Annotated in this window: 10 protein-coding genes; 5 read left to right on the forward strand and 5 right to left on the reverse strand. The window is 63.3% G+C overall.

The window, feature by feature from the left end:
* On the forward strand, nt 1–1,052 hold a 1,052-nt coding region (locus tag AB4Z11_RS10185; protein WP_442025025.1), incomplete at its 5' end, for a lysozyme.
* 7 nt (nt 1,053–1,059) lie between these two features.
* Nucleotides 1,060–2,031 (forward strand): hypothetical protein, encoded by a 972-nt coding sequence (locus AB4Z11_RS10190; RefSeq protein WP_442025027.1) that lies wholly within the window; start codon nt 1,060–1,062, stop codon nt 2,029–2,031.
* Nucleotides 2,032–2,164: 133 nt separating this feature from the next.
* On the opposite strand, the gene AB4Z11_RS10195 is transcribed toward AB4Z11_RS10190, so the two are convergent.
* Genes AB4Z11_RS10195 through AB4Z11_RS10215 form a run of 5 tightly spaced genes read right to left on the reverse strand, consistent with a single transcriptional unit; the run spans nt 2,165 to nt 8,312 of the window.
* Entirely contained in the window at nt 2,165–3,388 is a 1,224-nt protein-coding gene (locus AB4Z11_RS10195) for a hypothetical protein (protein WP_442025029.1), read from the reverse strand.
* Nucleotides 3,389–3,392: 4 nt separating this feature from the next.
* Entirely contained in the window at nt 3,393–6,311 is a 2,919-nt protein-coding gene (locus tag AB4Z11_RS10200) for a type VI secretion system Vgr family protein (protein WP_442025031.1), read from the reverse strand.
* A gap of 3 nt (nt 6,312–6,314) precedes the next feature.
* Nucleotides 6,315–6,923, reverse strand: coding sequence for a hypothetical protein (locus AB4Z11_RS10205; protein ID WP_442025033.1), 609 nt, complete (start codon nt 6,921–6,923; stop codon nt 6,315–6,317).
* Nucleotide 6,924: 1 nt separating this feature from the next.
* Complete coding sequence (locus AB4Z11_RS10210; protein WP_442025035.1) at nt 6,925–7,629, reverse strand: AHH domain-containing protein; 705 nt, start codon at nt 7,627–7,629, stop codon at nt 6,925–6,927.
* On the reverse strand, nt 7,626–8,312 hold the full coding sequence (locus tag AB4Z11_RS10215) for a hypothetical protein (protein WP_442025037.1): 687 nt from the start codon (nt 8,310–8,312) through the stop codon (nt 7,626–7,628). The genes AB4Z11_RS10210 and AB4Z11_RS10215 overlap by 4 nt, the downstream gene beginning before the upstream one ends.
* Nucleotides 8,313–8,540: 228 nt before the next feature.
* Here AB4Z11_RS10215 and AB4Z11_RS10220 point away from each other — a divergent pair, with 228 nt between their 5' ends.
* From AB4Z11_RS10220 to AB4Z11_RS10230, 3 genes are read left to right on the forward strand one after another with little or no spacing between them, the layout of a single operon-like run.
* Nucleotides 8,541–9,284, forward strand: a complete 744-nt coding sequence (locus AB4Z11_RS10220) for a M15 family metallopeptidase (RefSeq protein WP_442025039.1) — start codon at nt 8,541–8,543, stop codon at nt 9,282–9,284.
* A 42-nt stretch (nt 9,285–9,326) separates the two neighbouring features.
* Nucleotides 9,327–9,557: a PAAR domain-containing protein gene (locus AB4Z11_RS10225; RefSeq protein WP_442025041.1), complete on the forward strand. Its 231-nt coding sequence runs from the start codon at nt 9,327–9,329 to the stop codon at nt 9,555–9,557.
* Nucleotides 9,558–9,563: 6 nt separating this feature from the next.
* Entirely contained in the window at nt 9,564–10,913 is a 1,350-nt protein-coding gene (locus tag AB4Z11_RS10230) for a hypothetical protein (RefSeq protein ID WP_442025043.1), read from the forward strand.
* The last annotated feature ends 54 nt before the right edge of the window (nt 10,914–10,967 follow it).

Below are 10,967 nucleotides of genomic sequence, written 5' to 3' on the forward strand. Positions count from 1 at the left end.
TGTACAAGAACGCGGCCAAGAAAACGCCCTATTCCGGTACCGAATACCCTGGCATCCACCGCGCCTTGATCTGGGGCTTCCGCGCCGCGCTGTTCTATACGCAGACCAAGGACGCGGACCTGAAGTACAAATTCCTGAAGATCTCGTCCGGCTACCGCTGCTGGCACGATAACAAGAAACACAGCAGAACCTCGACGAACCACATGGGCAATGCCCTGGATCTGCAATTCACACGGAATGGCGGAAAAGAGCGCTGTGCAGGCGAGGACATCGACAACCTGCGCACCAAGGTGTTCATCGGCCGCATGCACGCGCAACTGAACTGGCCGAACCAGAACAAGCTGTCGCTGGAACCGGCCTCGCTCGGCGCCAAGAGCTGGGTGCACATGGACGTGCGAGAATTCGGCGCCGACTGGAAATCCAGCCGCTATTACGCCACGACACAAGGTGCAGCGGATGGCAATCCGCTGGTCGAGATGRCACGCTCCGAATCCCGTTTCAAGCTCGTCAACTGCGCAGGCATTCCGGCACCACCGCCAGCCGGCAAGACCGATCGCCTGGCTATTGCCACCTTGAAGCTGTCCCGCGCGGGGCTGGACTTCATCAAGGACTGGGAAAAATATGGCGACAAGCCTTATGACGATTCAGAGGGCTACTGCACCATCGGCTACGGACACCTGATCGCAAAGAAAACCTGTGCAACGCTCGCGCAGGAGCGCAACTCCGAATACGAAGCCGTCAAAAGCGGGGTAACGCGAGAAGATGCGCTCTCTATTCTTGAAGACGACGTGGACACCGCCGTGCAGGTGGCGAAAAAATTCGCCCAGGTCCCCATGTATCAGCATGAATTCGATGCGCTGGTAAGCCTGGCCTTCAATGCAGGCGGATTGAAAAAATTCCCCAAGCTCGTCTCGAAACTTAACACGCTCGATTACAGCGGCTGCTGTGACGAATTCGCCGATATCACGAATGGCGGAACCTCAGGCCTGGTAAAACGCCGGCAGGCGGAAATGAAGATGTTCCGTAATAATGTCTATGACTCGACTCACTAAGAAACCCATGCAGAAATTGATTTTGCCGGCCTTGCTGGCCGCCGCCGCTTCCGCCGCCATCGCCAGCGAGCCCTCCGGCAGCTGGAAATTCGAACGCATCGTGGACTACCATGGCGACACCAAGGGCGTGCCGCCGCCAAAGACTCAGGTCATTCAGATCGTGGGCGAGCGGGTTGGCCTGGCTTCCAACTGCAACGGCAAGATACGCAAGGACCGCTATTTCTTCTCCCGGGTGTTTCAGCCCTTGGTCAAGGAGGGCGTCAGCGAACAGGAAGTGGGCAGTTTCCTGTCCAAACAGCTGAACTTCAAGCTGGACAACGAAGTGGGCTACTTCAAAACCGTCAAAGACGCTTCTTGCGACGAGYAATTCTCCAATGCCCTGCTGGCGGATGACACCCTGCTGCTACCCTACGCCGGTACATCGTTCTACACTTACCGCCGTAGCAATGGCGGTGTGGAGGCAGGTAACGCCAGCGATGCCCGCTATTTTGGTCACACGCCGTCGCAACTGCCGTTCCGCCTGGGGAGCTACCTGTCGCTGTGTGCCGATCAGCTGGCTGCCGATGGCAAGCTGCTGGAAAAATCACCGAGTTGCGGCCCGGTGTATCAACCCGCCGTGGCGCGCAAGGCGAGCACGAACAAGCTCGATCAGCTGGTGGGCAGCCACGATTACAAGAAACTGGGGGCCAGCCATGCCGATGACTACGCGCCACCGTTTGCCTCGAATCTTCGTCCGGTTTACCTGGTTCTGCCGGCGCTGAAGGATGTCTTGCTGGTTCGGGTCGATGACTTCGAAGCCGGGCCAGGCGGCAAACGCGACGTGATGAGCGGCGCCTGGCTTGCGGTGAAGGGCGGCCAGGTAACAGACCAGATCAACGAAGGGTGCGATTTCGATGAGCAGTATGTTTGCTCGGTAGACGGCAAGAACATCTACCAGCTGACCGATGCCGGCAAGTTCAAACGGTTGCGTAGTAACTGACATGGCCGCCGAATACACAGGCGACGTTGCGTCGCCGTCCCGCAAAACCTGCATATGAGCTACTTTGCCCTGCCGCCAATGAAAGATGTACGTACCGGCTGCCGGACAGCGGCAAGTCCGGCCCGGCCAAATCTCAACGGTATTCGACTGTCCCCATTCTGAAGCGCGGCGTGGTGTGCTGGGTGCTGCCGCAGCAGCGGCAGCGCTTGTCGCGTTTGATGGCGGCTTTCTTGGCTTGCAGCGTGGTTTTGGTGCGGCCACGTACCACCAGGCCTTTGCTGCGTGCGCGCAGCAGCTTGGCACCCAGGGCGTGCAAGTCGTCCACTGCATCCGACAGATCCTGCAGCACCCGCACGAATGCATCGATAGCGGCCTTGGCACGTTTCAGGCGCTTGCCGAGCGAGGCCACCTTGGCGCTGGCGGTGGCAAAGCGCGCCGCCAGCATGCCGATGCGCGCCGCTGCGGCGGTACCGGCGCTGAGCAAGGCGGTAATCACCAGCATCACCACTTCGATCATCAGATAGGCGCCGCCCTTGCCTGCCGCATAGGCATAGAAGTTCGGCGGTATCCCTTCCAGCATCAGGCCTGCATAGGATAGATAGCTCAGCGCGCTGTCATGGTCTGCGATCAGCTCCAGCACGACCGGAAAATTGGGATCGGTCCGGATGGCCTTAGCCAGCTCGGGATCGATATCCATCAGCACCGTGTCGACAAAAGCCTGCACCGGACGCGGATCGCCGTTTGCGATCAGGGTGGGCAGGCCCATGATTGCGTCGCGGTGGCGGTAGATTTTTTGCGCCTTGTCGGCCGAGGCCAGCACATTGCGCGCTGTGTCGACAACATGCTGTCCTGAAGCCTCCAATTCCTTGAGCTTTTGCGTGGCGTAGCTGGTCGCCGTGCGCTCGATCGAGGCCTGCCACCAGGCCCAGTTGTACAGCGTGTCTTCAGGGTTCTCGACGTGACGGTTCAATTCCGCCTTCAGGGCTTCGTAGCGCTCCTTGCTGTACGTGGCCAGCCGATCGTAGCCCGTGCCGGCGGCGTCCTGCAGCTTGTTGCCGAGGTTGACCCAGGTGGCCTTCTCGAACAATTCTGCCTGATCGCTCAGCCATTCGGCGCCGCCCGCATTCCAGCCTTCTTTGGCACTGATCATGAACGCCATGGTGGGGTTTTCGTCCCACTGCTGCTGGAACTCCGACATCTGCTCCATCAGGTGCAGGTAGCTGCCATGCAGACGTGCGACGATGGCGTCACGGTCTTCCGAGATTTCGCGCTCCGACACGTCCGGCTCTACGGTCGCGATTACGCCACCGTCGCGTGGCGCCAGGATTTTTTTCTCTTCGCTTTGCACTTGTGTCATATCGCTATTTCAGTGGATTGACCGACTGGCCCTTGACCAGCGTTTTGCCGTCCAGCGCGAACTTCAGGTGGTCGAGCGGCCATGGAGTGTTCCAGGCGTCGTCGTAACTGGCGGCCAGTTGCACCCAGCTGGCCTCGGAACCCGGCATGACGGGCATCACATATTCATCCTTCGCAGGGCCTTCGAAACTCTTTTTCCCCGCGTGGATGGTCAGTTTGCCGGGACATTGCACGGTGATGTTGCCGCCATCGATGGTGATGTTCGCGCCGCCGGCGGTGGCGATGCTGATCTTCTTCGCCGCAGCCCAATCGATATGGGCATTGACGCTTTTCACGTTAACCGCGCCCTTTGCCTGTATTTGCAGCGTATCGGACTGGGCCTGGATGTCGATGCTTTCCCTCGCCGCGACCAGTTGCACACCCAGCTCCTTGTCGCCCGGCTTCACCGCGCCACCCAGCATACCTAAGGCCTGGCCGGTATGCAGGCGCAACTGGCCGCCGGTGGCCAATTGCGTGTCCTGTCCGCTCATTGCAACYGCCAGCTCAGACGACGCGATCTGCAGGTGCTTGTCGGCGCTCAGGGACAGTCCCTCTCGCGCCGTGACCGCCAGCACCGGATCGGCACTGTGCGGCAGCTTGCCGTCACCACCGCCGGCCTGCCGCTTACCTGCGTCCGCGCGCGCGTCGTCAAGACTGGACGATGACACCATGCCGGAAACAGCCGTCAACAGTCCCTGCAGCGGCGCTTCCTGCCCGGCCAGTGTGGAAGCCTTCGCGCCGCTGACACCGATGCTTGCGGCCAGGCCGACCGTCTGGTGCCTGACTGCGGCGTCGCTGAAGGACTGGGCCAGCATGYGCGCCTGCTTCAGCATCGCAATGCCCGGCATGTTGTCACCGGCCGGCTCACGCCGCTGCGCAGAGTGCTGCAGGCGATAGCTGCTGACCAGCAGACCCGCGCCGCCGCGTAGCGCGCCATACGCATCGGTGCGCAGCTCGGCGCCGTGGCCGCGCAAGCTGCCGCGGTAGTTGTCCGCGGCATGGATCAGGTGTCCGAGATTCAGCTCGGTGGCCGCCTGCGAGCTGCGCAACTGGATGCGCCCCTGGCTGTCGGCATCGTCAAACAGTAACTGGTTGTAGCCGTTGGCGCCAAACTCCTTGCTGCGCACTCCCCACATCGAGGCGGCATTGCGGTGGCCCGCACTGTCCGCTGAGGCGCCATGCCATACCGGTGCGTTGCCGCCAGCCAGATTCCCCTGCGACGATACGCCGCTGTCGTGCGCGAGGTCGAAGGCCGCCGCTGGCGCCTCGTCTCCCGCGCCGCCCGGGGTGGGCGGTGTGCCGCCTTCACCCTGGCCGTTGTACAACGCGCCAACGATGATGGGCCGGTCGATATCGTTCTCAAGGAACTGCACCAGCACTTCCTGTCCAATGCGCGGCAGGAACTGGCTGCCCATGCCGCCGCCAGCAGATCGCTGCGCGACACGCACCCAGCAACCGGCGTCGGCCTGATCCTGCCAATGGAAGCGGATACGCACGCGGCCCAGCCTATCGCAATGGATTTCGTCGGCACCGGCCCGGCCGTCGCCTCCTGCGGCGCCAACCACGATCGCGCTCTGGCAACCCGATGCTGTGGGACGCGCGTGCTGGCGCGCCTGCTGCACGCCGGGCATGGGACGCCACGGCTGGCTTGCTTCCACCACGGAGAAGGCATTCGCGTACCCGCTGGACGCCGCCTGGCGCAGCGTCAGCGGGAAGTCCTCCGGCTGCGCCGGCAGCGCAGCGGCGATATCTTCCAGCAGTTCCGGCACCGGACCAAACAACTCGGCCAGTGCGTGCGCCGCCGGCGCGGGCAGGTTGTTCAACCCCACGCTCAGCACCCGCAGCACGACGCACTCCTTGCCGCCGGACTGCGTGCTGAGCGGCCCTTGCGTCAGCGTAAAACGCGTCCCCGCGCGCATGGTGCGCACGGTGGAGCGGCCTTCGCAAGCCGCAGCGCAGGCTTCCAGCGCCTGCAGTTGCAAACCGGCGTAACGCTGGGCCTCAGCACTGCTGCCAAAGTAGTATTCGCCGGGATAGTCATAGCTCTCTAGCGCCAGCGCCGCCGACGCGGACGCAGATGCGCCACCAGCCACGGCCTGTTTGGCCTTGTAGTCATAGCTCGCCAGTGTCACGGATGACGTCTGCAGGCTGCTGCGCGATTGCAGCGCGAGAATGCTGTCATGTTCTTCGCCGGCGCGCGCCGCGTGGTAGCGTATGCCCTGTCCTGCGGCGCTGCTGGCATCTTCAGGTACGGCGGCACTGTCCGTGAACAGAACCAGCGTCTGCTCCTTCTCGCCGTCCTCGAAGCGCCAGCCGATACCTTCCTCGCTCAGAAGCCGCAACACGAAGTCGTAATCGGATTCGCGATACTGGCAGCAGTAGCTCCGCGCAGGGATCGCCGCCAGTTCGGCCAGCGCATCGTCGCTCCAGCGCCATGCCGCAAGCGGTGCGTAACTGCCGAATACTTCATCCACGATGTCCGGCACACTGCGGTCCTGCCACACACGGCTGGAGCGCACTTGCGTCAGCAGCCAAAGCCAGGGAGTGATGCGCAGGCGGTAGCGCGCCATGCCCCCTTCGCTGCCCAGCAAAGCCGCCTGGCTGACGAAGCCATGGAAGGTGGTCCGGCTGCCATCGGCCAGGCTGGCCTGCAAGCCGGCGCGGCGGCCGAGCAATGCATCCATGTCGACATGAGCGCTGGTGGACAAGGCAATTACATCGCGCACGGCAGTGGCCTGCAGCGCGTCTTGCGCGAGGAAGGCCTCCACCAGCAAGCCGCCCGAACCCAGCTCGCCGCCGCTCTCGATCGTCAGCTCATACAGCCTGCTGGCGCTGGAGAACTGGGCAAGCGCGGCATACGCCTGCCGCAAAAGGTCGGTCCGCATGGCTCAATAATCGCTGACGCGCTGGCACCAGGCACCGCTGGCCGACTGGAACAAGGGCAGCAAGCTTTGGTGGCTGACCACGAAGCCATTCAGGTCGCCATCCATCTTGAACAGCTTGCGCTGGCCCAGCGGCGCCGCATCGATACGCTCCTGGTCCAGGCTGTATTCATAGACCTGAACGAATTCCTTGCCCGCCAGGCGCACCGGATCGTCATCCTGCTCGTAGTCTGAAGCAGCGCGGTCCCAGCAATCGAACTGTTCGCTGAAGGTCAGATACCAGTAGTCTTCGTGCCAGTTGCCTTTGTCGTCGATATACACGGCGGGATGCATGTGCAGGTGGTCGATGTCCTCCTGCAGCAGCCTGTCACGTAAGTTGCTGCGCACCAGCAGGTCGGCACCTGCGAACAGGATTTCGGGCGTTGGAACGTAATTGCCTGTGCGGCGATTCTCCTCCGCCGCTGCGTTGCTGAAGACCAGCGGCGGCGAACCCATTGGCTGCGGCATGAAGCGGAAGTTGCGGTCTTCGGTATTCTTGTCCGGCACCAGGAAAGGCAGCTTGTCCTGTTCGCGCGGGAGACGCACAAAGTAATACTCTTCGGCGTAATTGCTCATCTTATTTTCCAACCTCAAGCTTGTATGGGCTCTTGCCCTGATAACGTATTTTCTCGACCTGCTGCTTTGGCCCCTGCGATAGCCTGGGCGCTTCGTCGCGATAGAAATGGTTGCGGCCGACGGCGCAGGCGCCGGTCAGTTTATGGTCGCGAACCGAATCCACACCGCCGCAGCCGATGCCCATTTTGCCGAAGCGAAGCGCGACCCTGGTCAACGGCGCCTCCTCAGGCTTGCGGCGGATATTGCCGAGGATTTGTTTGCTCAGCGCGTCCAGCGCATCGATCACCTTGTCGCGGTAATGCAGGTCATTACCGCGGCAGGCGATGTGCAGTGCGCGGTCAAGCTGCTGCACCATGGTCGCCACCATATTGTGGTAGTTGGGCGGTTCGGAGTCGTCCTTGTAATCGTCCTGGTCGATCTTGAAATCGTGGTTGCCACGGTGCGGCTGCACGCCGAGGTGACAGGCGCCCTGCAGCGTGCAGGGAATGAAGGCCAGGTTCGGCAACAGATTGATGTCGTAGCCCGCCTGCTCGATCTTGTGGCCAAGGCGCGAGCGCTTCATACCTTCGCCAGAGATGACATGGTGCGCCTGCATTTGCACACCCAGGTTGCGTGGGTGCGACTTGTCATGTTCGATGGCGTCCTTGATCCGGTTCAGGTAGGAGCTGTCCTTGGACGTATTGCCCACCAACTTGGCGATGCTCATGCTGCCGCCGATCGTTCCAGTTTGCTGCGGCTGTAGACGCGGCATTCGTCCGACTTCCAGCGCGCGTCRCACACCCGCAGGCGGCAGCGCGCGGCGTCGCGCTTGTCCTGCCGCTTGCATTGTTCCAGCGCCTTCACCAGCGGCAGACGCGCGTCGACCGACGTCGGGCCTTTCGAATGGGCGACCAGGGCGCTCAGCAACTCGACATCGCTGTCCGGCTCGGCTTGCGGTGCCGTCGACGTTTTCGCCCGTACCTGCATCGGCCGGGCTTTGGGCTTGGCCGACGCGTGCGGCGCGGCCCTGGTCCCTTCCAGCATTTGCGCCAGCGATTCCGCCGGTTTGGCTGGCCCCGGTGTCGCGGGCGGCGCGGGCGTCGCTTCGTCGAGGATCGCAGCCACGGCTGCCGGCTCCGGCGTCGGCGCGGTCACAGCCGCCAGGACAGGCGCGGCGGCAGCCGGCGCGGCAGCTACAGGGCCTGGCTCCGCCGTTTCGCCGGTAACGATGAAAGCGACACACACTGCCGCCACCAGCATGAGGGCAGCAACGCCAATGGTCCACTTGCGGCCAGAACCGGATGCGGCCTGCGACGGCCTGGCGGACTGGCCGCTTCTCTGGTCCAGCTCTTTCTGCTGTTCAGCCGACAGCAGGGATGGACGGCCCCTGGTTTCGTTGTTATTAGGCAAAATGTAGCTCCTAGTAAAGGTTGTCAATACTTTACTTCAATGCCCAAAAAGGCCGCGCACTCTTCAATAGCACAATGACAAAAGAGCTGCGCACGATTGAAAACCAAGCGAGCGCAGGTTATCAGAAGTTCAAGATATACTTGCTCGCAATAATTATTTGATAAGACGAAACTTGCCTAAATTGTTACAAAATTTGCAATTTTCGTCCATCCTGATCGAGGTTTTTTCGTGCTGCTTGCCACCATCGCCCTGGTCTTCCTGCTGGCCTGCGCCATAAGCTGGATGGTGCTGTTCCCGCATCCCTCCGGCCGCGCCACGCCGTCCGCGGTCCGCCACGCCGGCGCCTTCCTGCGTCGCCGCGCGTGGATCGTGCTGGCCTGTGCGCTGTTGCTCGCGCTGCCGCCACTGCTGGCCTGGCTGTCCAGCGGCCGCACCATGCTGGGCGGATTTGACGACGACAGGCGCGCACCGAACGAGCAAATCGCCGCACTGCTGCAAGGCGAACAACTGGTACCGCCACCGGCCTTGCCTCCCCTGCTGTTCATGACGCAGGAAGTGGAGGCCGTGCGTCCGCAACTGGCGTCGGCCAGCCGCGACTGGGCCATGCTGGATCAGGCTTACTCCCAACGCCTGCTGCAAGCCTTCCGCATCATGAAGGAGCGCCATGGCTACGACATGGCGCTGCTGGAGGGCTACCGCAGCCCCGAACGGCAGGACATGCTGGCGTCTATGGGCGGCGGCGTGACCAACGCCACCGCGTTCCAGAGCTGGCACCAATACGGACTGGCCGCCGATTGCGCCTTCGTGCGCGATGGCGTGCTGGTGATTTCTGAGCGTGACCCATGGGCCATGCGCGGTTACCAGCTGTTTGGAGAAGTGGCCGAGAGCCTGGGCCTGACCTGGGGCGGCCGCTGGAAGATGATGGATTTCGGCCACACAGAATTGCGCGTGGCCGGCGTGATGAAGCGATAGGAGCGCAGCRTGTCAGGAGCACTTATCCGTTTGGGCGACAAGATGTCGCATGGGGGCGTCGTGATCGAAGCTGCCCAGTTCAGCGACAGCGGCGGCAAACCGATTGCGCGCGTGGGCGACAAGGTGAGTTGCCCGGTACACGGCCCCACCATGATCGCCAGTGGCGACCCGTCCATGCTGGTGGACGGCAAGCCGGTGGCGCGTCACGGCGATCGGGTGGCGTGCGGCGCAACACTGATCGCCAGTCAGCAAAACACCACGGATGCGGGCTGACAGAACATGAACATCTKGCTGAAACGGAGCCTGGCTACCGTGGGTGTCTTTGCCGCTTGCTGGCTGTGCGCAGTCTGGTACTGGCGCGCTACCACCCGCTTGCCGGACAGCGGCGACCTGGCGCTTGGTCTGCTGGGCGCTCCGCTGGCATTGCTCACCGGCTGGTGGGTCGCGCGCCAGGGCATGGCGTTCGCAGCTACGGCGCGGTCCCGCTCCGGAGCCGTCGTCCCGTCCGTTTCGCCCGACGCCGCAGCCGCCACGGCAGCCATGCCAGTTGCGGCGCCAACCGCGCAGCTGGCGGTGCTGGCGGCAGCGCTGCGCATGCCGCATGGCGATTCAGCCGCCGAACTGGCATCAGCTTTCGAAGCCGGCAGCGCGCGCCTGGAACTTGACCCCGAACTGACGGACGCACAGGGTTTTCCCATCCTCGCGGGCCGCGTGCGCGAAACGGACACTGGCGCCGTCAAGGCCTGGCTGACGAGCCAGGGCGCGGCGCTGCCCGCGCCGCATCTGCTACGCGCCATGGCGCTGGGTGGCGCTGTCGTAGCGCAGCTCGCACAGGCAACCCGCGTGCAGGCCGCCGAATGCGTGCTGCAGGTAGCACCACTGCTGCCGCCTACCTGGTCCGACGCACAACGCGAGCAGGCCGCCCGCTGGCTGCTGTATGCCACACACGGCGCTGGCTGGCCACAGGACCGCTTGTCCTTGCGCACGGTCGGCAGCGCAGCGCCGTTCGACGCGCTGCAAGACATTGCACGGCATGCTTCCGCACCCGCCGCGCCGGATCTGTTCCTGCTGCTGGCTCTCGATTCGTCCATCAGCGAGGGCGCCGTGGCGCAGATGATGTCGGACGGCACACTGTTTGGCCGGCGCCAGCCGAATGGACGAATTCCGGGCGAAGGCGCAGCCGGCCTGCTGCTGCAGCGCGCGGCCGCCGCGCCGGAGGCAGTGCAGATACTGGCGCTGCAGGCAGGCGTTCCCGCCAGTCCGGCGGAATCGGCCGATGGCGCGGGACTCGCCGGCCTGGCCCGTGCTGCGCTGGCCATCGCCGGCACACCCCCACCGCAGCCGCTGTTCATCGCCGCCGATACCGATCACCGCAGCAGCGCCATGATGGAACTGATGCAGTCTGCCGGCAGCGTTCTACCGCAAATCGATCATGGCAGCCAGCTTGGCTGCATTGGCGCCGCATGCGGCCATAGCGGCAGCGTTGCCAGCCTTGCTGCCGCGGCGCTGGCCTGGCACCACGCTGCCGCGAGCGAAGGCCATGCACTCTGCTTCAGTAACAACGACGAGCAACAACGCTACGCGCTGCTGCTCGGTCCCGCCGCTGCCGTGGCACCTACTCTCACCTGAACCAGCCAGAAAATCATGATGATGCACAGACTCCGGGACCACCTGACATCACGC

It is taken from the genome of Pseudoduganella sp. RAF53_2 (assembly GCF_052113985.1).
GTDB lineage: Bacteria > Pseudomonadota > Gammaproteobacteria > Burkholderiales > Burkholderiaceae_D > Rugamonas.

Coding starts and splice junctions, on each gene's coding strand:
- AB4Z11_RS10195 (WP_442025029.1), bottom strand. CDS start 3,388: ATGACACAAGTGCAAAGCGAAGAGAAAAAAATCCTGGCGCCACGCGAC.
- AB4Z11_RS10205 (WP_442025033.1), bottom strand. CDS start 6,923: ATGAGCAATTACGCCGAAGAGTATTACTTTGTGCGTCTCCCGCGCGAA.
- AB4Z11_RS10210 (WP_442025035.1), bottom strand. CDS start 7,629: ATGAGCATCGCCAAGTTGGTGGGCAATACGTCCAAGGACAGCTCCTAC.
- AB4Z11_RS10225 (WP_442025041.1), top strand. CDS start 9,327: ATGTCGCATGGGGGCGTCGTGATCGAAGCTGCCCAGTTCAGCGACAGC.